General features: G+C 60.0%; 17 protein-coding genes. 8 read left to right on the plus strand and 9 right to left on the minus strand.

Features of this window, described 5'->3' with window-relative positions; all coding sequences use genetic code 11:
- Positions 1-52 precede the first annotated feature (52 nt).
- The 3 genes from AU175_RS01665 to AU175_RS01675 all read left to right on the plus strand — a co-directional run bounded on the left by AU175_RS01665 (position 53) and on the right by AU175_RS01675 (position 3,423).
- Entirely contained in the window at positions 53-1,462 is a 1,410-nt protein-coding gene (locus tag AU175_RS01665) for an MFS transporter (RefSeq protein ID WP_066285322.1), read from the plus strand.
- 179 nt (positions 1,463-1,641) lie between these two features.
- Complete coding sequence (locus AU175_RS01670) at positions 1,642-2,463, plus strand: sugar phosphate isomerase/epimerase family protein (RefSeq protein ID WP_082978951.1); 822 nt, start codon at positions 1,642-1,644, stop codon at positions 2,461-2,463.
- A 168-nt stretch (positions 2,464-2,631) separates the two neighbouring features.
- On the plus strand, positions 2,632-3,423 hold the full coding sequence (locus AU175_RS01675; protein ID WP_066285323.1) for an SDR family NAD(P)-dependent oxidoreductase: 792 nt from the start codon (positions 2,632-2,634) through the stop codon (positions 3,421-3,423).
- Positions 3,424-3,856: 433 nt separating this feature from the next.
- Here AU175_RS01675 and AU175_RS01680 read toward each other — a convergent pair whose 3' ends face one another.
- From AU175_RS01680 to AU175_RS01690, 3 genes are read right to left on the minus strand one after another with little or no spacing between them, the layout of a single operon-like run.
- Positions 3,857-4,993 carry a mandelate racemase/muconate lactonizing enzyme family protein gene (locus AU175_RS01680; protein WP_066285324.1) on the minus strand — a complete coding sequence of 379 codons (1,137 nt, stop codon included), beginning with the start codon at positions 4,991-4,993 and terminating at the stop codon, positions 3,857-3,859.
- Positions 4,990-5,940 (minus strand): dihydrodipicolinate synthase family protein, encoded by a 951-nt coding sequence (locus AU175_RS01685; protein ID WP_066285325.1) that lies wholly within the window; start codon positions 5,938-5,940, stop codon positions 4,990-4,992. The genes AU175_RS01680 and AU175_RS01685 overlap by 4 nt, the downstream gene beginning before the upstream one ends.
- The gene (locus AU175_RS01690; RefSeq protein ID WP_231938423.1) at positions 5,937-6,602 is read right to left on the minus strand and encodes a GntR family transcriptional regulator; all 666 of its coding nucleotides are present in this window, start codon (positions 6,600-6,602) and stop codon (positions 5,937-5,939) included. Before AU175_RS01690 ends, AU175_RS01685 begins: the two co-directional genes overlap by 4 nt.
- A gap of 131 nt (positions 6,603-6,733) precedes the next feature.
- Between AU175_RS01690 and AU175_RS01695 the strand changes: the two genes are divergently transcribed.
- The 4 genes from AU175_RS01695 (at position 6,734) to AU175_RS01710 (ending at position 11,584) form a co-directional block, all read left to right on the plus strand.
- Positions 6,734-8,077, plus strand: coding sequence for an ABC transporter substrate-binding protein (locus tag AU175_RS01695; RefSeq protein WP_231938424.1), 1,344 nt, complete (start codon positions 6,734-6,736; stop codon positions 8,075-8,077).
- Positions 8,078-8,081: 4 nt separating this feature from the next.
- A complete protein-coding gene (locus tag AU175_RS01700) occupies positions 8,082-9,011 on the plus strand; it encodes a carbohydrate ABC transporter permease (RefSeq protein ID WP_066285326.1) in 930 nt (309 codons plus the stop codon).
- Positions 9,008-9,913, plus strand: a complete 906-nt coding sequence (locus tag AU175_RS01705; RefSeq protein WP_066285327.1) for a carbohydrate ABC transporter permease — start codon at positions 9,008-9,010, stop codon at positions 9,911-9,913. Before AU175_RS01700 ends, AU175_RS01705 begins: the two co-directional genes overlap by 4 nt.
- A 69-nt stretch (positions 9,914-9,982) precedes the next feature.
- Positions 9,983-11,584 carry an aldehyde dehydrogenase (NADP(+)) gene (locus AU175_RS01710; RefSeq protein WP_066285328.1) on the plus strand — a complete coding sequence of 534 codons (1,602 nt, stop codon included), beginning with the start codon at positions 9,983-9,985 and terminating at the stop codon, positions 11,582-11,584.
- A 1,720-nt stretch (positions 11,585-13,304) separates the two neighbouring features.
- On the opposite strand, the gene AU175_RS01715 is transcribed toward AU175_RS01710, so the two are convergent.
- Positions 13,305-13,979, minus strand: coding sequence for a histidine phosphatase family protein (locus tag AU175_RS01715; RefSeq protein ID WP_066285329.1), 675 nt, complete (start codon positions 13,977-13,979; stop codon positions 13,305-13,307).
- Positions 13,980-14,341: 362 nt separating this feature from the next.
- Here AU175_RS01715 and AU175_RS01720 point away from each other — a divergent pair, with 362 nt between their 5' ends.
- Positions 14,342-16,498, plus strand: coding sequence for an amylo-alpha-1,6-glucosidase (locus AU175_RS01720; protein WP_066285330.1), 2,157 nt, complete (start codon positions 14,342-14,344; stop codon positions 16,496-16,498).
- A 943-nt stretch (positions 16,499-17,441) separates the two neighbouring features.
- Here the strand turns inward: AU175_RS01720 and AU175_RS01725 are convergent.
- The 5 genes from AU175_RS01725 to AU175_RS01745 form a co-directional block, all read right to left on the minus strand.
- Positions 17,442-18,632, minus strand: coding sequence for a 4-hydroxybenzoate 3-monooxygenase (locus AU175_RS01725; protein ID WP_082978954.1), 1,191 nt, complete (start codon positions 18,630-18,632; stop codon positions 17,442-17,444).
- Positions 18,625-19,257, minus strand: a complete 633-nt coding sequence (locus tag AU175_RS01730; protein ID WP_082978955.1) for an adenylate kinase — start codon at positions 19,255-19,257, stop codon at positions 18,625-18,627. The genes AU175_RS01725 and AU175_RS01730 overlap by 8 nt, the downstream gene beginning before the upstream one ends.
- 117 nt (positions 19,258-19,374) lie before the next feature.
- Positions 19,375-20,226, minus strand: coding sequence for an ABC transporter ATP-binding protein (locus tag AU175_RS01735; protein ID WP_066290344.1), 852 nt, complete (start codon positions 20,224-20,226; stop codon positions 19,375-19,377).
- Between the two features lie 67 nt (positions 20,227-20,293).
- Complete coding sequence (locus AU175_RS01740) at positions 20,294-21,067, minus strand: ABC transporter permease (RefSeq protein WP_066285332.1); 774 nt, start codon at positions 21,065-21,067, stop codon at positions 20,294-20,296.
- Positions 21,064-21,831: an ABC transporter permease gene (locus AU175_RS01745; RefSeq protein WP_331711932.1), complete on the minus strand. Its 768-nt coding sequence runs from the start codon at positions 21,829-21,831 to the stop codon at positions 21,064-21,066. Before AU175_RS01745 ends, AU175_RS01740 begins: the two co-directional genes overlap by 4 nt.
- Between the last annotated feature and the right edge of the window lie 31 nt (positions 21,832-21,862).

Raw genomic sequence — 21,862 nt, forward strand, 5'->3', positions numbered from 1 at the left:
CCGGGAATATTCCAACACCCCTCCTAGTACACGGAAAAATATGGAGAGTTCAATGAAGACCTCACAAGACGTCCCCGGCAGCCCGGGCCCTACCGATCTCAAGGCCCCCGGTCGTGGCTACCGCAACGTCGTGGCGGGCACGATCGGCCATTTTGTGGAGTGGTATGACTGGTACATCTACGGGCTCCTGGCAGCGGTGTTCTCATCACAGATATTCCCAAGCGATGACCCGTTCGCCTCCCTGGTCGCAGCACTGCTCACTTACGCGGTCGGGTTTGTTGTCCGCCCGCTCAGCGGCATCATCATCTCCCCACTGGCCGACCGCTTCGGCCGGCGGCTCATCCTGACGCTGTCCGTCTCCGGGATGGCGCTCGGCTCGCTCATCATCGGCCTCACGCCTTCATTTGCGACCATCGGCTATGCAGCGCCGGTTCTCTTCCTGGTTGCACGCATCATCCAGGGCATCTCCGCCGGCAGTGAGGGTCAGAGTGCCATCGCGTTCATGGTCGAACACGCCCCCGCGAACCGGAGGGGCCTGTTCGGTTCGTTCACCAACATGGCGAGCGGTCTGGCGACGCTCGCGGCGACCGGGGCCGCGGCAATGGTGACAGCATCCTTTGCCCCAGCGGACCTTGCCGCCTTTGGTTGGCGCATCCCGTTCGTCATTGGAGGCATCCTCGGTATAGTCGGCCTCATCTTGAGGGCCCGCGCACAGGAAACGCCTGAGTTTGAGGCAGAGTCCTTGGTTGATCAAAAGTCCGCTGCGGCCCGCCTGGTGGACCTGGTCCGCGAACACCCCAAGGCGCTGCTGCAGGCAGCTGCGCTGTCCGCCCCGGCGGTGGCGTACTACACCTGGGCCACCTTCCTTCCTACCTACGCAAAGCTCACCACCGGCAGGGACCTGTCCTCCACCCTGGCCGGGAGCGTGATCGGGCTGGTCTTGCTCGTGATCATCGTTCCGGCCTGCGGATACCTTTCCGACCGCCTCGGCCGACGCAAAATCTTCCCCATCGTCGGCGCCATCGGCATGATCGTTCTCTTCTACCCCATGCTCCTGCTGCTGAACCAGCCCGGCTTCGGCGTGTACGTTCTGGTCTCGGCATCCGGATGGGTGGTTCTCGGCATATGGCAGTCGGTCTACCCCACCATCCAGGCCGAACTGTTCCCAGCTTCAGTACGTGTATCGGGCATCGGCCTCGCACACCAAATCGTGATCGCCGTCTTCGGTGGCACCGCCCCGCTGATCGCCGCAGCGTTCGTCGGCGCCGGACAGCCCATGCTCGTCGCGGTCTACATGATCGCCATTGTCGCCCTCAGCCTCATCGTCTACTTCACCCTCCCGGAGACGGGCAACCGCGGCGACCGTGCCACCGTGGCGCTTGCTGACCCTGAAGTACTCGAAGGCGAACACCTGCTCGCGAGCACCTCGCAGGCCACCGGCGCGGTGAAGCGTTCCCACTAGGCACGCTGCCGCCCTGGGAAGCCGCGGCGGCTCGACCGGGCACAGGGGCGTGACGGCCCCGGGCCTCGTCGAGCCGCCCGACTCGTGAAGGGTGCGATCCCTTAAGCACGATCGAAATAGACATTGCCGTATGAACGAAACAATTTTTCCATAGGCGCAGAACTAAAGGGGGTTTCCACATGAACCAAATGATTATTAACACGTTTTCCTACCTATGGTCATCTTCGGCAATTGATGCAATCACCGAATTAGTCGACAACGGGTATAAAACTTTCGAAGTTCCGGTTAGCTCCCCACATTGCTGGCCGGATGAAATATCCGCCCTCGAACGTGCGGCAATCCGTGAAAGACTTAATGAATATGGCGCCAAAATCAGGTCACTGAACGCCGGCGGATACGACATCAACCTGGCCAGCCCTGGCGCCAGCATGCGCCGCAAAAGTATCGAGCACATCACGTCGGTGATCGACTTGGCTGCAGCGTGGGATGTCCCCGAGGTTGTGATCTCCCCCGGCACAAGGCGCCCGATGATCTCACCGTCACTCGAGAAGACCTACGGGTGGATGTACGAGAGCCTGGAGAACCTGATTCCGCTTGCCAAACAGGCCGGCACACGGCTGCTTTTCGAAAACACCCCCTATTGCTTCACCCCCACCATCCAGGACCTGGCAGGGGTCGTAAGCACGATCAACGACGACTCAGTCAAGGTCGTGTACGACGTCGCCAACGCTGCGTACATCGGAGAGGATCCCGTAGAAAGCCTGCTCTCCCATCACGAATCGATTGGCCTGGTACACATTTCTGATACGGGCACGGACACTTGGGGCCACGATCCGATCGGCACCGGAGTAATCGACTGGAGCGGCCTGGGCAAGGCCGTCAGAGAAACGTGCGGAGTCAACAACGTTGTTCTTGAGATCATTCGCGAAGAGAACCCCGTCCAAGAATTTCAGAAGGCAATGCAGGACCTCAAAGATCAGGGCTGGGAACTGGCAAACTAGCCCGATGTCCGGTGACGCGGCGCGGTAGCGGAGGATCCGCAGGAAAGTGTGTAAATAGTTCACATTGCGAATCGATCATCAACGCCAGGAATGTGGCAGGTCATGATTTGCATGAGATTTGCAGCAGCAATTTTTGGCATGTGAACCGCTGATAAAGGAGTATGAGCGATGAGAGCTTTGGTTAGTGGCGGAAGCAGCGGTATAGGAGCAGCAACCTGCCTCAGAATCGCAGAGGCGGCTCTGGCTCGTGGCGTGCACCCGATGATCGCCGTGGCAGGACACGATTCGAACGGCAACCAGGAACAAGTCGTTCGTTCAATCCAGTCAATGGGGGGTACCGCTATCGCGTTGGCAGGCAACCTTGGCGACCCAGAGGTGCCAGGTAAATTGGTAGAAGCCGCGGTAACCGAATTTGGCGGGTTGGACGCACTCGTAGCAAACGCGGGAATCGCAAACCCCGGCGCCATCTGCGACGTGTCCCTTGAAGACTGGGACGAAATGTTCGCCGTCAACCTTCGCGGCCCGTGGCTTCTCGCGAAAGCAAGCCACCCACATTTGAGGCAGAGCCGCGGATCCGCCTGCTTCACCTCTTCCATGTCTGGTCAGGTACCGCATGCTGGATCAGGCGCCTACAGCCCCAGCAAAGCCGCGCTGACGATGCTGGCCCAAACACTTGCGCTGGAATGGGCACCCGAAGGAATTCGCGTCAACGTCGTCTCACCAGGCATGACCCACACGCGGTTGACCGAAAAAATGTATGCCGATCCCCAAATCAAAAAGGCAAGGGAAAACATCATCCCGTTGGCAAGAGTTGGAGAACCCGTGGACATTGCGAACGTGATCGAGTTCCTTGTAAGCCCGCTTTCGGGGTACGTCACGGGGCAAGACATCTGCGTCGATGGCGGCTTTACCAAGTCCATTCTTAGCCATATCCCTGGTCGACCCAGCTCTAAATCCTGACACCCGGTCTGTACCAGCACCCCGAAAAGTGGCGTCTCCGTCGCCCTTCACACTAGCGGCCACGCTACCGGCGAGCTGCTCCAGGCATTTGCCCTGACTAACTATGGCGGGTCAGTGCACCCTTGCGCTTAGGGTCGGTTGCGCTAGGCCGTCCCGCCGTCGCGCTCGGCCCGACGCTGCCGCAGTGTCGCCCGAAGCTGCCGCGCACTCTCGCAAACGCCGTGGGGGGCGGTCGCCCCGCGCGCCTCTGAGCTGCGGGGTCCCCGCGTTAGAAGACCAGACGCGTAAGTGGCAGCGATGCCCGTCAAATTCGCGTACACCCCAACCTGACACAGCGGAGCCTTAGGCCGCAGTTTCTTTTGAAGGTGCCAGACTCGTCGGCTGGACGCCGAACCAACGAGCGCGTGCGATCTTCGGCGGGGCGCTGCTCCTTTTAGCAATAAGCCATGGATCCATCTGGCCGTATTGGAAGCTGACGTTCCCAGTGGACGTAGTCATCTGTGCTCAGCGCGGCTTCGTCGATGTCGATTCCCCAGCCGGGGCGGTCGGGGCGGAGTTCTAGGTGGCCGTCGGTCGGGAGGTAGGGGTCTGGGCACCAGGTGGTTTCTTCGAGTTTGTATTCGAGGATGGAGAAGTTGCTGCAGGCTGCGGCAAAGTGCAGGTTGTGGGCGACTGCGAGTGGGCCCATGGGGTTGTGGGGTGCCACTGTGGTGAAGTGTGCTTCGGCGATGGTAGCGATTCTCCGCATTTGGGATATTCCTCCGACGACGCAGATGTCCGGCTGGATGATGTCTGCTCCAGCGCCTGAGAGGAGGCTCAGGAACTCGTTTGCCGAGTAGAGGCTCTCGCCGGTCGCCAGGGGGACATGGAGTTCTGCGCGGAGCCTGTGCCATGCCGGGAAGTATTCGGGCCGGATGGGTTCTTCGAAGAAGAGCGGCTGGTATGGCGCCAGGGCGTTGCCGAGTTGGATCGCTTGGTATGGCTCGAAAATCTTGGCATGGGCATCAAAAGCGAAGTCCCAGGCGTCGGAACATGCTTCCCGTACGGCGGCGAAGTAGTCAGCCGTTTCCTTGACCACGAGCCCCCAGCGGCGATCGTGCAGCTCTCCGCGGAACGGGCTTAGCTTGAAAGCGGTGAATCCGTATTCTTCGTTGAGTTCCTGGGTGATTTCCCGGCATTCGATCGGGTCCGGGGCTGAGTAAACGCCCGCGTATACGGAGACGCGGTCTCGCACTGATCCCCCGAGGAGGCTGTAGACAGGAACGTCGAGTGCTTTGGCCGCGATGTCCCACAGTGCATGGTCTACTGCCGAGATTGCTGCCAGGCCGATGGCTCCTTGCGGGAACCGGGCTTTGCGAATGAGTTTTTGGGTCACGTACTCCACGCGCCTGGGATCATCCCCCTTGACCTGTTCAAACAGGTAGTCCAGGACCGGAACAAGGGCCCAGTCCGGGCCATGGTTATAGGCCTCACCCCAGCCGGATATTCCTTCATCGGTGTCAATCCGAAGGAGCAGCCGCGGCCGGGTGCCGACTCGTTGCATGAAGGTCTTGAAGCCCGTGATTTTCATGCGACCACTGTCTTTTCCGAGGGCCGGGGAGTGGCGAGAAGGTTGTGGCTGGTTGCCCAGTCTGCAAGGATCTCCGCGATTTCGGTCCTGTCCGAATCATCAACTTCGCGGCTGGGCGGTCTGATGGATCTGTCACAAAGGTCCAGCTGCGCGAGGGCTTCCTTGACCACGCTGACGTTGTTGGCCGACCGGTGTTCGGCGCGCATTTCCTCAAACCTGGATATCCGAGCCAGCAGCGACCCGGCCAATGAATAGCTTCCATTGCGTAGGGCGTCACGGAGGGCAAGCGAAAGTTCCGGGTTGACGTTGACGAGTCCCGAAGTGAATCCCGTGGCCCCGTGGGCAGCGTAGGAAAGGGCGTATGGTTCGGCCAGGCCGGCAATCCAGACGAAGCGGTCGGCGCCGGCCAGGTCCCGGATCCGTGCGAACTGAGTTGGATCGGGCACTGCGTATTTGATTCCGATGATGTTCGGGCACCGATCGGACAATTCCACCAGCATGGGCGCGGTCACCCATTCATTGCGGATGTACAGGACGAAGGCCGTTTCCGGGACAGCGGAGGCGATCTCGGCGTGGTACTCCACCCAGCCGGCGGCTGAAATATGTGGATGGGTGGGCTGGTGGATCATGGCCATTGGAATGCCTGCATCCCTGCCAAGGCGCACGTCCGTGATGGCCGTCTGGATGTCATGACCCACGCCAAGGAGAAGCGTCGCCTCATCCCCGGCCGCCTCGGCAGATGCCTCGATCAGCAATTTGCGTTCAGCTGCTGTCAGCGCATAGAACTCGCTGGTATTCCCGTTCGGCGTGATGGTGGTGACACCGTTGTCGATCAGCCGGCGCAAAAGGATCTTGAATGTCGAAAGGTCCACAGCGCCGTTCTTGTACGGCGTCACTGGAATTGCCACGACGTCCGCTAAAGCTGACCTCAGGTCGGAGAAGGTCATGATTGCCCCTTAGCGATCTGTCCGACCGCGCGGGCGGCGAAACTGCGAATGTGATGGAGTACCAGTTCCGCCGTTTTGCCTGCATCACCGCTTCGTGCCGCGGCAAGGATTTCAGCGTGCTCGGCCGCTTCTTCCTCCCAGGAGTGCTGCTTAATCCAGGCGTTCGCCGAAATGAGGGCCGTTTGCTCCCGCAGCCCGTCAAGCATCTGCGTAAGAACTGTGTTGCCGCTGTTTGAGTACAGCAACTGGTGGAAATCACGGTTTGCCAGGCTACGTTCCGCTTCGTCCCTGGCTTCCGCTGCCCGGTCAAGGGCCTCCTGCGCCCGCACCACGTTGAAGCCACGTTCGACGGTTCGCGCAACCGCAACGGGCTCCAGCAAGGAGCGGACATCGAAGATGCTGGTCGCCATTTCCTCATCAACAACGCGCACCGTGGCGCCCTTGTATTCGCTCATCGTTACCAGGCCTGCCCCAGCCAGAGTCTTAAGCGCTTCCCTGACCGGAGTTTTGGAAATGCCAAAATGACGAGCCAGTTCGGTCTCCACCAAAGCCTGCCCGGCGGCTAGCTCACCAGTCAGAATCGAGCGCCGGAGGGCCTCAACAACGAGGTTGGTCCTGGACGCCGTCGGCAGCAACGCCCCGCCCATGAATTGCGTACTCATAATAATTTCCTTTCGACCAAAACATCATATCATGCACATCGTATGTAGTATATGATGTACGAGAAGGGCCGGACGGGGATCATTTCCCGCTAATCCATTGACCCGCTTCATCCATTGAGAGGAACGCAATGATGCGTAAGAACAAGGGACCGTCGCTCAAAAGGAACCGCCGTGGCGGGACCCTGGTCGGGGTCGCTGCCATAATCACGGCGGCACTGGGGTTGGGTGCCTGCGGGACGGGCACTGACAGCTCCGGCGCGGAAGGGGGCGATGTTGTCCTTGAACTTTGGGACACGGACACCCGCCCCGAGCGCACGGAAAACCTGAAGAAATTGATCAGTATGTTCGAGGAGAAGAATCCGTCCATCAAGGTCAATTACCTTGGCCTGCCGACGGACTCTTACATGCAGAAGATCAGCACGGCGATTGCGACGAAGGCGACACCGGACATCATTACACCCAAGGCATCGGACATTTCCGCGCTTGTTGCTCAGAAGGCGCTGGCGCCTCTGGATGAGAAGTTTGAAGGCGGCGGCTGGGACGCGAAGGTTTCACCGGCCATGACCAAGTCCTCCAAGGCTGCATCTCCTGACGGGAAGCTGTACCTGACACCAGCCACGAGTTTGGCGGACGTCATCTATTACCGGTCAGACTTCTTCAAGAACGCCGGATTGTCAGCTCCTACTTCCTGGGATGACTTCTACGCGGTGGCGGACAAGCTCACAGACAAGTCAACGGGGAAGTTCGGCTACACCCTGCGCGGTGGGAACGGCTTCTTCTCGCAATTTGTCCAGATGGTCTACCCGCAGGCCGGCGTCGATACATTCTTCCGGGAAGACGGCACCTCAACCCTGAACGATCCTGCAGTCGTAGCCGCGGCCGAGGACTATGTCGATCTCTACGGCAAGGACACCGCCGAGAGTGACCTGACTGCTGACTTCAAAACGATGGTGGCCCAGTTCGGCTCCGGTGGCGCCGCCATGCTCAGCCACAGCATCGGTTCGTACCCCACCCACGTCGCCGCCCTCGGAGCCGACAAAGTCGCAGCGGTGGCACCATTTCCCTCAAAGTCGGGCAAGTCAGTGCTCTCTGGCCGTATGACTACCGGTTTTGCCATGTTCGAGACCAGCAAACACAAGGAAGCCGCCTGGAAGTTTCTTGAGTACACGATGAGCGTTGAGGGCAACAGCTTCTGGGCGCAGAAATCCGGTTACCTCCCGGGCAACCTCGAAGTCGCCAAGGAATCCTGGGTCACCGAGAACCCCGCCATGCAGACGTCCATCAAGGCACTCGAAAACAAAGACGCCGTTGTCCTTGAACAGCCGTTCTACCTGCCGGAGTTCAACTCCATCACCACCACGGAGATGCTTCCTGAATGGCAGCGGGTGCTTCAGAAACAGCTTTCAGTCAAGGACTTCCTGACCCAATCGGCCGAGAAGCTCACGAAGGCCCAACAAAAATACATGAAGAAGTGACGCCATGTCTGTCATAACCCCCGAACGTCCGGCGCAATCAAAACAACGAAAGCCCAAAGCCAAGCTCCGCCGTTTCTACCCCTACTTCCTGATCGGCCCGGCAGCGGTGCTGACGCTGGTGTTCCTGGTCTACCCGGTCGGCAGCGTCTTCTACTACAGCCTTCAGCACTCCAACGTCACCCAGCCGTGGAACGACGGGTTCGCCGGCCTGGACAACTTCATCGCCATGGGCTCTGACCCCCTCTTCTGGCGCAGCCTCACCTTCACCCTCCAATGGGTGGCCGTGGAGGTTGGACTGCAGTTCATCTTTGGGTTGGCACTGGCACTGCTGATCAACAAAACATTCATCGGCCGGGCCGTCGCCCGCTCGCTCGTCTTCTCTCCCTGGGCAGTTTCCGGCATCCTCACCACCACCATCTGGATCCTGATCTACAACCCATCAACCGGAATCGGCCGCTACCTCGCAGATATCGGAATCGGAGAATATGGGTTCTCGCTCCTTTCCGGCAGCGGAACAACATTCTGGGCCGTGGTCCTAGCCGAAATGTGGAAAGGCATACCCTTCTTCGCGATCCTTATCCTGGCCGACCTCCAATCGGTGTCCCTCGAACTCTACGAATCCGCAGATGTCGATGGAGCCAGCACGTTGCGGAAATTCCTGTCCATCACATGGCCTCACATACGGCAGGCCGTCATCATCGCCACCCTGCTTCGGGCCGTCTGGGAATTCAACAACGTCGACCTCCTCTACACCCTGACCGGCGGCGGACCTGCCGGCGCCACCACAACGCTGCCCCTCTACGTGGCACAAACAGCCATCCATGACCGAGACTTCGGCTACGGCTCCGCACTAACAGTGGTGGCCTTCATGATCCTGACCTTCTTCTCGCTGGTCTATCTGCGCATCACCAAGTCCAAAGAGGATGACAAATGACCTCCTTGCTTCCCCAAACAAGGCCAACCCGCCCTCAGACAGGGGACAACGGCGAATACACAAACCGGCCCCTCAGCCCTCTGAAAAAGCGCGCGCGCCGCATAGACCGGATCCTGACTTACGTGCCGCTGGCACTGTTCCTCATCTTCACGCTCGTACCTTTTTATTGGATGCTGCTGTTCGCATTCCGCCCCTCAGGATCAACGTCGCTGGTCCCGTGGCCGATTACGTTCGAGCATTTCGAGACCGTATGGAACGGGTCCGGATTCGGTATCTACTTCAAAAACAGCCTCTTTGTCGCCGTCATGAGCCTGCTGACCTCCACCGTGATCGCCCTGCTGGGCGGTTACGCGCTTGCCCGATTCAAGTTCCGCGGGAAAACACTCTTCCTGGTAGCCATGCTCTGCACCCAGTTCGTGCCAGGGGCCATGATGCTCATCCCACTCTTCGAGATCTTCAACGCAGTCGGCCTTACCGACAGCCTCTGGAGCCTCATCATCTCGGACACCGTGTTTCATCTACCGTTGTCCCTGGTCCTGATGTCAGGCTTCATCAGGAACGTCCCCGTGGAACTGGAAGAAGCTGCTTGGGTTGACGGCTGCACCCGCATCCAAGGATTCCGGCTAGTGGTACTGCCCCTCCTAAAGCCTGGCATCGTGGCCGTTGGTTCGTTCGCCTTCATCAGCGCCTGGAACAACTTCCTCTTCGCCATCATGTTCATCAGCAGCCAGGACCAATTCACCGTCCCCGTCGGTCTCAGCTACCTGCTGGGCGAATTCGGCGCCGATTTCGGAGCCCTCGCCGCAGGCGGCGTCATCGCCATCATTCCCGTGGTGCTGCTCTTCGCCTACGTCCAGAAATTCCTGGTTCAGGGACTGAGCGCCGGAGCAGTCAAGGGATAACCAACACCCGCAACCGCCGCTGCTGGTTATCCTTCCCCCACTAGCCACTAATTTCCCCGAGGAATCACTATGACCCTTACAGGACACTCACTGATCGCCGGGCAGCCCCTCGTCGGCGACGGCAAGACCACTTTTGCCTTCAACCCCGCCACGAATGAACAGCTCCACCCCGCCTACTCGTTGATCACCGAAGAGCAGTTGACGACGGCGACCTCCGCCGCCGCTGCTGCCTACCCCTCGTTCAGCACCTTGGATCCGGAAACCCATGCCGCGTTCCTGGACGCGATCGCGGACAATATCGAGGCCATCGGCGAGGAACTGATCATCCGCGCGGGCCAGGAAACCGGGCTGCCCGCGGCCCGGCTGCAGGGCGAACGGGCCCGCACCACCGGCCAGTTGCGGCTCTTCGCGAACGTTGTCCGGCAGGGCGACTTCCGCGGCGTCCGGATCGACCCGGCCCTCCCGGACCGTGCCCCGCTGCCGCGTGCCGATATCCGCCAGCGGCAGATCCCGCTCGGCCCGGTGGCCGTGTTCGGTGCCAGCAACTTCCCGCTGGCGTTCTCGACGGCGGGCGGAGACACCGCCTCGGCCCTGGCCGCGGGCTGCCCGGTGGTGTTCAAGGCCCACAACGCCCACCCCGGCACCGGCGAACTCGTGGGCCGGGCAGTGGTCAAGGCCGTCAAGGACTTCCGCCTACACCCGGGCGTGTTCTCCCTGGTCTACGGCCCCGGCGCCAGCATCGGCCAGGCCCTCGTAGCCGACCCCAACATCAAGGCCGTCGGCTTCACCGGCTCCCAGGCCGCCGGCATTGCCCTGATGCGCACCGCGGCCTCCCGGCCCGAACCCATCCCGGTCTACGCCGAAATGTCCTCGCTCAATCCTGTGTTCGTCTTTGAAGGTGCGCTCAACGGCTCCGCCGAAGACATTGACGCCCTCGCCACCCAGTACGTCACCGCGGTCACCGGAAGCTCAGGGCAGCTCTGCACCTCCCCGGGCCTGCTGTTCGCCCCCGCAGGCGAGGCAGGTGACAGACTCGCTGCCGCCGTCGGCCGCGCCGTGTCCGCCTGCGCGGGACAGACCATGCTGACCGAAGGCATCGCCGGATCCTGGAACGCCGGCGCCGCAGCCCTCGGTTCCGCAGACGGCGTCACCGTCGTCGGAAAGGGCACCACCGGCCCCACCGAAAACGCACCGGCACCCACCATCTTCGGCACCCCGGTCCGGGACTTCGTCAGCAACCACGTCCTGCACCAGGAAATCTTCGGCGCAGCATCCCTGGTCATCCGCTACTCCTCCACAGCGGACCTCATCGAGGCTGTCAACCGGCTCGAAGGCCAGCTCACCGCCACCCTGCAGCTCACCGAAGCGGACTACCCGACGGCGGCGCCGCTCATCCCGGCCCTCGAACAGAAAGTGGGACGGATCATCGTCAACGGCTGGCCCACCGGCGTCGAGGGAGGCCACGCCATGGTCCACGGCGGACCCTTCCCCGCCACGTCCGATTCACGCACCACCTCCGTCGGAACCCTCGCCATCAGCCGCTTCCTGCGGCCGGTGGCGTACCAAAACCTTCCGCCAGAACTCCTCCCGGCCCCGCTGCAGGACGACAACCCCTGGCACCTCAACCGCCGCATCAACGGCGAACAGCAGTTGGCGACAACCTACGTGTGAACGGCAGTTGCGGCGTCCCTATGTGATTCACCTGCGGGACCCCAACCCCGCAAAAACGCGGGAGGCGGCAGATTCACGAAGACTCCGACTCTCCCAGCGGCCCTTTTCACCCACGTGAATGCACCATGGTCGTTCTGGGCGTTAGGTACCCCAATGCCATCCCGCACCCCAACAGTGCCACGCCAAGGGATATGTTCAGACCAGGAATGTTCCTCGGCAGGCAGAGCACAAATGTCATCTTTTACGACCCCATCCGGCCTAAAGGAATAGGTCCGATTAATAACGGCATCTTCGAGCTTTTCAGCGGCTTCCCTGCCGGCCGAGCCTCCACAGACGTACCTGGGCCGGAAGCAACCAAGTCGCAGAGAGGCCATCGAAACTGTCACCGGCGACCTAGCAGTACTTGCATCGTGAAAGCCTACGTAAGCACCTGCCTCCGCTCACAGGGTTATCAGGTTGAGAGCTCGAAAACCCCTTGTCGAGTCAGGCGGAGGTATAGCCGGGCCAGACTCGGAAAATCTGGAGATTTGACGTCGTGGCAAGGATGCTTGGCGAATTAGGGCACACCCAAAGCTGACGTCAGGGCGGAAACCATGCGTGGTCAGAATGAGGTTCGATTCTTCTCTTTTGACATTGGCTTGGGAAGGCCCGTATATCCAGACCTGATACTTGCGACAGAGCCCACGACAGCGCAACATCGACGTCCGTCGGGCACGGTCCCTCGTCGGACCATGTCAGCTCGTCAAGTATTCGAGGGGACCGATCGGCGAAACTGCTGGGTGGAGTTTGTGAGCTTACCGTGGCGGGAGCAGCGCCAGTGTTTGCCGTCTGTCCAACATTTCAGGGTGTCAGGGGTCGGGTCCACTCCTGTTAGTCATGGTGCCCCGCTCCCCCACAATTTATGAACGACCAAGCCAAGCCATCTTCGCTGTTTGTCACCCTGAACTTCATGGTCGCCGACCCGTCCCCCTGCGCCATCAGGGCGCTAGTGCCCGCCCGTACGCTAGTTCGCTTCGGCGCTCTTCCCTAGCCACCGGCAGACCCATAAAAGCAGACGTAAGTGTGGACAGTGTCCACACACACTTTGGCAGGACAAACCGAGCACAAACCGCTCGCTCACGTGTACGAGGAGCCCTTCAAAAGAATTTTCGTACCAAAGTCGCCGACGTCATGTTGTGCCCGCAATCCCGAACCATGAATAGGTGTTGGCCACCCCCGACCAACCTGCCAGAACCGAAACGAGGAACCACATAATCCCAGCCCACAGCAGGCGGAGGGCCCATCAGCCAGGACCCTGAACCCGCCACTCACACACCTGAATAGGCCACCGCGGCGGCCAGGCCACAGCCCGCGCACCAGCGTCAGAGGGACGACACCACAAGCTTTGTACACACGTTAAAAGCAACATCCCCTCTGACGAGGGGATCCACTGTGCCCGAGGTGGGACTCGAACCGCATTCCAGCTCTTGCAAACACTGGGAACTCCAGAAAACATAGCCAATCCGGCCCAATCCGACCGATGTACGACCCAGTCCGAAGCCAAAAGTGTGGACAATGTCCACACTTGATTTTTGCCACATTCCTATTCCAAAAAGGGCAGCAGGAGGACTTCACCGTTGTGACGAAAGGCAAGTTTTCGGCGATTATCTGAGCGTGCTCGGGCAGTTAGCGCAACGCGGCCGTGTCAGCTCGTTAGCGGGGTACACAAGGTTGTATTGCACTAGAGGTTGGTTGCGTTCTTGCCGGTCGGGTCCTCTGCTGCTGGATCAGCCAAGGCAAGCCCACCCACGGGGCTGCGGTCCCAATGGATGAGCTTCCAGCCGCCGTCAGGATCCCCTTCAAGGGCCACGATGCCTGTATTGTCCAGTTCGTGCTCCGCAGCAAATTCGTGGTCTATGTCCTCTGCCCGGCGACCGACCCAGGTGCGGATAGCGGCACCGTGGCTTACGACTGCGGCCGTTCCGTGTTGTCCAGCCGCGCGTTCCGCGACATGGGCAATGGCAGCGTCGAAACGGCCGAAGAAGGCGTGACCGTCCGGTCCGGCTGGCATACGTGGATCCAGTTGGCCGGCCGCCCAAGAGAAAATCGTCCCCAAGTAGCGTTTGAGGGATTCACGGTCAGCCAGTTTTTCAAGGGAACCCGCTTCAATTTCATGAAGGCCGTCGAGGACCTCCACATCCAGGCTGTGCATAATGCCCAACGGTGCAGCGGTGACCTGCGTTCGGGTCAGCGTGGATGCGTAAAGCGCCCCGATTGTCTCGTTCGCGAGCGAGCGGGCCATAGCTTGTGCCTGCTGTTCACCCAATTCTGTAAGGCCGGGGCCGGGGTGGTCTGTGTCCAACCGGCCGAGTACGTTTTCGGGGGTCTGTCCGTGGCGGATAAGGAGCAGCTTCATGCCTCAAGTGTCGCATCATAAGCACCCGAAATGTCAATGGACGTACCATTTAGTCTCCTCGGCTTTAGTTGATGCGGAGCCTTCAGCCCACGTGTGGTAAACGCCCTTTCCAAAGCTGAGACCGAATAGCCAGAGCTGCGAGCATGAGAATGGCTTTGCAGTTTGACCGAAGACCGCCCTGCCTAGCCGATATTACGACGGGATGGTGTGCTCACGCCCAAATGCCGACTATTTGCTCGTCGACGAGTGGGGGCTGGGGGCGTTTAGGGCTGGAATTGGTTTGTCGGCAGGGGTAGCGTCGAATGGACCAAGGGTGACGCTACTGGTGGTCCTTTGGAAAGTGCGTCTGTTGAAGGAGCGGCATGGCTGGATGGAACGCTGACACCTCCGCCGGGCCACTCGGTCCTGGAACGGTCACCTTGGTGGAAGGCTCGTCGTTCTGCATATCCGCTGGGAACGGGGACATCTATCCTGGTCGTTCACAGGGGGTTTTCGTGGATGACACCCGTATCCTATCGAGCTGGAATCTCGCTGTTAATGGAGAACCGCTGGAGCCTTTGGCCGCGCGGATGGTGACGCCCTACCGAGCCATTTTTACGGCGCGCACAGCCAGTGAGGGCGGCTATGCCGACAGCCCGTTGATTATGGAGCGCATCCGGGAGATTGGTTCAGGAATTGTGGAGCAGCTTCACCTTCATAACTACTCAGCCGCACCACTGGACTGTTTGATTTCCATCAATGTTGAGGCGGACTTCGCCGATCTTTTCGAGGTGAAGGAAGCGCGTACGCGTAGACACTGGGACGAGACGCGGGAAGTGGAAGGTGACTCCCTGATCATCAGGGCTGTGTGGCAGGACCTTCGGAAGGGCGTGGTCGTGTCGGCCGGCCACGGTGCAGCGATCTCAGAGTCGCTGACATATCGCACAATTGTCCCTGCGCACGGACAATGGCACACCACCGTGAGCGCGACTCCAACGAAGGAAGGCTACCGACCGGCTGGGCCAATCGCGCATCCGTCCGAAGGCGAAATGTCTCCAAGAGACCTGCGAAGGCAGGAATGGGTCTCCAAAATTCCTGTCGTCCATGTAACCAACCGTTCAATCGAGCGAACCCTTAGGCGCAGTTACGACGACCTGGGAGCCCTTCGTATCGAAGATCCTGCCCATCCGGACAGAGTTGTTGTTGCGGCGGGCGTGCCCTGGTTCATGGCATTGTTCGGCAGGGACTCGTTGTGGGCTTCTTTTATGGCCATGGCTGTCGACCCCTCCCTTGCCCTCGGCACTGTGCAAACCCTGGCCGATCGTCAGGGCAGGGTTGTGGACACAATGAGCGAGGAAGAGCCTGGCAAGATTCTGCATGAAGTCAGACTTGGTGTTTCCAGCGAGTTGGCGCTGGGCGGAAAGTCTGCGTATTACGGCAGTGTCGACGCCACGCCACTGTTCGTGGCTGTCATAGGGGAAATCAGCCGCTGGGGTTTCGCTCCGGAAACCATCGCCGCGTTGATTCCTCACGTGGACCGGGCGCTGGGCTGGATTCAAAACTATGGTGATCGTGACGGCGACGGATTCGTGGAATACGCACGACTCAACCCCGACGGTCTCATTAACCAAGGGTGGAAAGATTCCTGGGACGCCATCTGTTTTGCGGACGGCCGTTTAGCCGAGCCCCCAATCGCGTTGTGTGAGGTGCAGGCATACGTGTACGGCGCATATCTCGCTCGTTCCTGGCTAGCCTTCGACGCCGGTGATGTTCCCTTGGCGACGGAATACGAGGACCGCGCAGCGAGGCTGAAGCGAGACTTTAATGAGCGCTTTTGGTTGCCGGAGCGAGGCTACTACGCCATGGCACTGGACGGTGACAAAAAGCCAGTTGACGCTTGTGCTTCCAATATGGGCCACTGCTTGTTGTTCGGCATTGTCGACGAGGACAAGGCCGAGTTGGTAGCAAAAAAACTCATGTCCCCTGAAATGTTCAGCGGGTGGGGCGTGCGCACGTTGGCCTCCGACATGGAGGCTTATAACCCCGTGAGCTATCACAACGGCTCCGTCTGGCCGCACGACAATGCCATCATCGCGGCCGGACTTCTGCGCTACGGTTTCGTGGATGAGGCACAGCGTATAGCCACAGCACTGCTTGAGGCAGCAGAATATTCAGAGGGTCGTTTACCCGAGCTGTTCTGCGGGTTCACCCGGGACCAAACCGGTGAACCAATTCCATACCCAACCGCCTGTTCGCCGCAGGCATGGGCCGCTACCACTCCGATCATGCTGATAAAAAGTTTGATGGGGTATTACCCTGACGTTGCCCTTGGCGGCTTGTGGATGGAGCCGGTGCTTCCGGAATCCTATGGCGAGCTACACATCAGCAACGCCCCCATGGCAGGCAGCCGGATCAGCATTGATGTTTCAGGTTCCAATGCGACTATTCAAGGGCTCCCCGTAGAGCTCGTATTCCATCGAGGAATGCGCCCCTGGTCTGCCGATCTCGTAAGAATGGGTCGGCTGCGCAAGAAAAACTAGCGGCAGCGGCCGCTGCCCAAGGAACCACTTGGCTTCAGTGCGTACTGCCAGACGCTAGTGACACGCTTAGGGTCGATGACACTCCATATTCTCCATCGGTCTCAGTTCTGCCGTTGACAGGAAGGGAACCCACAGGGCGGCCTCCTGCCATTGGCGAGGATCGCCGCGGATCAGGAATGAAGCTCCCGTGTCAACCCGTAAGGAACCTGATCCGATAATCTGGCCGTGTACCTACCGGCTTCTTGACGGGTTATCAGGATTCCGTGTGCCCTCGTGCGCCTGGCAGCTTCCTGAAGGGCAGCTTCAGCGGCCTCCAGTCGTTGCTCAAGGTCGTGCCTGCTGGTGACTTCGATATTGATGGCTTCAATGATGTTAGACATGCTGTTTCCCGTTGTTCGTCTGTTGGTGTCCACTGATCATCTGTGCGCCTAAGAAGAACGCCAGTTCGGCGGTCGAAATTGAGCTAGCCTGCGTCAGTGGCTGCTCGGCGGCTGCCACTTTCTGGCCGGATAAGGCGAATCTGTCTGACGCACGGAGTGGTGGCCGGCTCGTGCGAGGACCTTATTCAAAGGCTATTTGAGCCTTCATCGGGACCAGGTCAAGGGGTCGCGGCCGTCATACGGTAGGGCATCGTTGAGTGCAACTTTTGAGGTTCCACCCAAACTTCGTAGCCTTCAGCGGCTTCTATCATTATCCTGCGGTCCAGCCCGGACGCTGCCAGCCAAAGAGCTGAGGAATCCGGCATTGCCTCTTCGACGGTCCCTGTGCGGAAACCTTGGTGGTGCTTTCTGACTTCCAACTTCCACCCGGACTCCGACGAGTTGACTCCAATCCTCAGGGCGGTGTGCGGCCATCCAGATCTCCCTCCAGTTTCTTGTCGTGGTTGCGGGTGGAGCGTCGTGTCCGCATTTCAGGCACCGGCTCCGTTGGGGCGCGTCAGGAATCAGCTGATGCCGGGCCAGCCGGTGTACGCCTCCGCGAGGTACGCCAATCCGTGCCGTGAGGAGACAACCGAGTTCAGTTCGCCCAACTGCCGTGCCCTTGAGAAGTCATTGGCGCCTTCGGGCGTGTGCAGCATGGTGGTCATCCAGTAGGAGAACTGTTGGGCTTTCCAGACGCGGTCCAGAGCACGGGCACTGTAGGCCCCCAAGAGGTCGGAGGAGCCCGAACGGTAGTAGCTTTCAAGTCCTTCGAAGAGCATCCTCACGTCGTGGATGGCCAAGTTCAGGCCTTTTGCGCCGGTGGGCGGCACGGTGTGCGCGGCATCCCCCACCAGGAACAGGTTTCCGTACCGCATGGGAGTGTGGACGAAGCTGCGGAAGGGCAAAACCATTTTCTCGATGACGGGGCCTTCGTTGAGTTCGAAGCCGTTGCCGTTGACCCGGCGGCGGAACTCGGCCCAGATCCGGTCGTCATCCCACTCCGCCACGTTTTCCTTCGGATCACACTGGAAGTACATCCGCTGCACGGTCTCGGTGCGCTGGCTGATGAGTGCGAAACCCTTGTCGGAGTTGGCGTAAATGAGCTCCTCGGCGCTGCGGGCGGCCTGCGCGAGAATGCCGAACCAGGCGAACGGGTATTCATGGAAGTGCCACTTCCGGTCGGCCTCAGGGATTTCGAAGCGGCAGTGGCTTCGGGAACCGTCCGCACCCACTAAATACTCGGCCTGGATCTCGTACTCGACACCGTCGGCATCCGTAAACCAGACCTTGGGTTTGCCTTCCAAATCATGGATGGTGGTGTTGGTAACGCTGTAGCGGACATCGCCGCCGTCGGCGCTCCTACGGGCGGCAAGGTCGAGGAAAACATCTGTCTGCGGGTAGAGCCAGACGGACTCCCCCACCAGCTCCTTGAAGTCCACGCGATGGCTTTCCCCATTGAACCGGAGCTCGATGCCGTCGTGCCGGTCCCCGTCGCGGAGCACCCGGTCCGAGACTCCGCTGTCCACGAGCAGGTTGACGGTGCCGTGCTCCAGGATTCCGGCGCGGACTGTCTCGGCGATGTCCTTGTGGCTGCGGATCTCGATCACTGTGGAGTCGATGCCGGCCTGGGCCAGCAGGTGGGAAAGCATCAGCCCGGCGGGACCGGCGCCCATGATAGCCACCTGGGTGGTGATGATGTGACGGTTAGACAAGTGTTCCTCCTGCAAGTCTTTGGGCGACGCTGGCTCTGGCCTCGAGGTTTTCCGGGGTAACCGTGCCGAGAGCGAGCAGCATTCGTTCCGTGACTTCGCCCACGGCACCCATGCCGTTTACTCGGGCAAGGATCCCACGGTCAGCGTAGATGGCTACCATGGCTTCGGTTTGCTCGTGGTAGAGATCAAGTCGGTGGCGGATGACTACTTCGGTGTCATCGCTGCGGCCTGCTTCTTGCGCTCGTATTAGCAACCGCCGGACAAGTTCCTCGTCCACCGCAGTGACTTGCAGGACGGCGTCGATTCGCTGGCCACTATCGGCGAGAATCTGGTCGAGATAATCCACCTGAGCTCGGGTGCGGGGGTAGCCATCCAAAAGAAAGCCATTGCTGACGTCTGCCTCGTTGAGGCGGGTCCGTACCATCCTGTTGGTCACACCGTGCGGGACGAAGTCTCCTGCCTCCATGTAGATTTTTGCTTCCATGCCAAGGGGCGATTCGCTCTTTACGTGGGCGCGGAAGATATCACCGGTGGAAACCGGCACGATGCCGAGGTGGTCGGCAATGCGCCCCGCCTGGGTGCCCTTGCCCGAGCCCGGAGGCCCGATTATCAAAACATTACTCATGGCCGGAGCCCTTCATTAAGTGTTGGGTTGGTCGTCTCTAAACTGGGGATCGCGAGGCGTTCGCGTCAGGACACACCGATGTGCTCTCCGTTTGAAGAACCTTTTTAAGGAACGGCGTCAGTCGCTACGTGCGTCTTTCCCGGCGCTGGCAGAGGCGGGCCGGTGGCCCTTCTTGGCCAGCTGAATCTGCTTGTACACGTGGTGCCGCAGCTCCGCGAAGCGGGGAGTGGAACGGGTGTTGAGCTGGTCCCGATCAGCCGGAAGGTCAATCACAATGTCCTCTTGAACCACGGTGGGCGAGCTGGACAGGATAATTACCCTCTCCCCGAGGTAGACGGATTCGTCGATGTCATGGGTTACGAATAGCACGGTTACGCCAAGCTTCTTCCAGACCACCCGGATCAGGTCTTCCAGGTCTGCCCGGGTCTGTGCGTCTACGGCTGCAAAGGGTTCGTCCATGAGGAGAACTTCAGGCTGGTACGCGATCGCACGGGCGATCGCGACGCGTTGCTGCATCCCACCGGACAGTTGCCAGGGAAAGGACCTGGGAACGTGGGACAGGCCCACCGCTTCCAGCGCTTCATTGACCAGTCGGGTACGTTCAGCTTTCGGAACACGCTGATTTTTCAACGGAAGCTCTACGTTTTCCCGCACCCGCATCCAAGGAAACAGGGACCGGCCGTACTCCTGGAACACGACTGCCATTTTTTTGGGTGGACCGGATACAGGCTTTCCATCCAAAAGGACAGCACCGGCGGTCGGGGCCATGAGCCCGGAGATGCATTTGAGCAAAGTGGTTTTGCCTGATCCGGACGGTCCGACGAGGCATACCAGTTCTCCGGCACGCACGTCGAAGGTCAGGTTCCTCACCGCTTCGTTGTCCCCGCCGTCAGTCTGGTACACCTTTTTCAGGCCCCGTACTGAGAGCATGACTCCCTCGGACGAGGGCAAGGGTTCGGTGGCGTGCATCGCCTTATCGCAGGGGGTGTCGGCGTTTCGTATCTCGTCCGGGACGTTTGTCGCCGCCAGGTTGGGTTCAAGCTGCATTTTCTACCTCTCGCAGGCCGTGGTACCAGCGCAGGATTTTGCGCTCGGTCCACTGGAAGATGAACGACATGATCACGCCGATGAGGCCCAGAACGACGATGCCCGACCACATCTCCGGGATCGCGAACGAACGCTGGAATTGGACGATGGTGAATCCCAGCCCCGACGAAGAGGCGAACATTTCGGAAATGACCATCAATATCAGGCCGACGGACAGGCTTTGGCGGATCCCCGTCATGATCTGTGGGCTGGCACTGGGCAGGACCAGATAGCGTACCCGGGCTGCCCCACTGAGTCCATAGGTGCGGGCAGACTCCGAGAGCACGCTGTCAACGGCTCGTACACCCTCCACAGTATTGAGGAGGACTGGCCATACGCACGCCGAGACGATCACCGCCACCTTCATAAGGTCCGAGACGCCAATCAGGAGCATCAGAATCGGAACCAGCACGGGAGGTGGAATGGCGCGAAAGAACTCAAGGACCGGTTCAGTCAAACTCCGTAGCCATCTGAAGGATCCAATCAGAAGACCTGCGGCGATGCCTAGAACAGATGCGGAGACCAACCCTATGACTAGCCGTCCCAGTGAAGGCAAAACGTCGGAGAAAAATCGGTCCGAGAACCAGACTGACACAAACTTTTCCGCCAGCAAGGCCGGTGTGGGGATGAAGAAGTTCTTGGCTCCCGAGGTGGCGATGTACCAGAAGGCCACGAGCAGTGCCGGCAAGGTTAGGGCGAAGAGGACCGACTTCAGGGCTGTCATACGACCGTCTCCGATCGCACAGATGAGTGCCATGCCAAGGTTTTTCGCTCGACCCATCGCATGGCCACATTGATTGCAACCCCAAGCAGCCCGCAAGCGAGCACAAGGGCGTACATAGATGAAATGGCGCCGCCGGACTGTGCCAAGGCAATCTCGCGGCCAAGGCCAGGTGATCCAATTACCAGTTCTGCCGTGACAGCCAGGATGAGCGCTACGGCAGCAGCCAGGCGAATCCCTGTCATGAGGTACGGCAAGGCGGTTGGAAAGACGACGTGACGGACGCGGGCGGTGGCCTTCAGGCCGTAGGACCTAGCGGTTTGCATGGCGACGTTATCCACGTCGGCGACGCCGTAGAGAACCTGGATAAAGACCTGCCAGAACGAGGCATAGATAATCAGCATCAGCGAAGATTCAATTTTCACGCCGAAGAGCAGCACGGCCAGCGGTATTAGCGCCACTGAGGGGATGGGGCGCATGAACTCGACAAGGGAATACGTGAACGTGCGTAAGAAGGTGGACGATCCCACCACAAATCCCAGCACGACTGCGGCAATGACGGCTGTGACCAGACCGACGGCCCAGGCTGTCATGGTCTCGCCGACGGCGGCCCAGAACGCCGCAAGCCCAAGGTCGGCAAGCAGAATCCCGAGAACCTCGGACGCTGGCGGCAGGAACCGGATGTCAACCAGACCAGCTCGTGGACACACCTCCCAGATCAGCAAAAATCCGGCAATGCCGACCAGCCCTAGAAGGGGTTTGCTCAAGGGTCCCAATGCCAGGCTGCGGCCTCGGGCT

Source organism: Arthrobacter sp. B6 (assembly GCF_001663775.1).
GTDB lineage: Bacteria > Actinomycetota > Actinomycetes > Actinomycetales > Micrococcaceae > Arthrobacter.

Coding starts and splice junctions, on each gene's coding strand:
- AU175_RS01665 (WP_066285322.1), top strand. CDS start 53: ATGAAGACCTCACAAGACGTCCCCGGCAGCCCGGGCCCTACCGATCTC.
- AU175_RS01670 (WP_082978951.1), top strand. CDS start 1,642: ATGAACCAAATGATTATTAACACGTTTTCCTACCTATGGTCATCTTCG.
- AU175_RS01675 (WP_066285323.1), top strand. CDS start 2,632: ATGAGAGCTTTGGTTAGTGGCGGAAGCAGCGGTATAGGAGCAGCAACC.
- AU175_RS01680 (WP_066285324.1), bottom strand. CDS start 4,993: ATGAAAATCACGGGCTTCAAGACCTTCATGCAACGAGTCGGCACCCGG.
- AU175_RS01685 (WP_066285325.1), bottom strand. CDS start 5,940: ATGACCTTCTCCGACCTGAGGTCAGCTTTAGCGGACGTCGTGGCAATT.
- AU175_RS01690 (WP_231938423.1), bottom strand. CDS start 6,602: ATGAGTACGCAATTCATGGGCGGGGCGTTGCTGCCGACGGCGTCCAGG.
- AU175_RS01695 (WP_231938424.1), top strand. CDS start 6,734: ATGCGTAAGAACAAGGGACCGTCGCTCAAAAGGAACCGCCGTGGCGGG.
- AU175_RS01700 (WP_066285326.1), top strand. CDS start 8,082: ATGTCTGTCATAACCCCCGAACGTCCGGCGCAATCAAAACAACGAAAG.
- AU175_RS01705 (WP_066285327.1), top strand. CDS start 9,008: ATGACCTCCTTGCTTCCCCAAACAAGGCCAACCCGCCCTCAGACAGGG.
- AU175_RS01710 (WP_066285328.1), top strand. CDS start 9,983: ATGACCCTTACAGGACACTCACTGATCGCCGGGCAGCCCCTCGTCGGC.
- AU175_RS01715 (WP_066285329.1), bottom strand. CDS start 13,979: ATGAAGCTGCTCCTTATCCGCCACGGACAGACCCCCGAAAACGTACTC.
- AU175_RS01720 (WP_066285330.1), top strand. CDS start 14,342: ATGGCTGGATGGAACGCTGACACCTCCGCCGGGCCACTCGGTCCTGGA.
- AU175_RS01730 (WP_082978955.1), bottom strand. CDS start 19,257: ATGAGTAATGTTTTGATAATCGGGCCTCCGGGCTCGGGCAAGGGCACC.
- AU175_RS01735 (WP_066290344.1), bottom strand. CDS start 20,226: ATGCACGCCACCGAACCCTTGCCCTCGTCCGAGGGAGTCATGCTCTCA.
- AU175_RS01740 (WP_066285332.1), bottom strand. CDS start 21,067: ATGACAGCCCTGAAGTCGGTCCTCTTCGCCCTAACCTTGCCGGCACTG.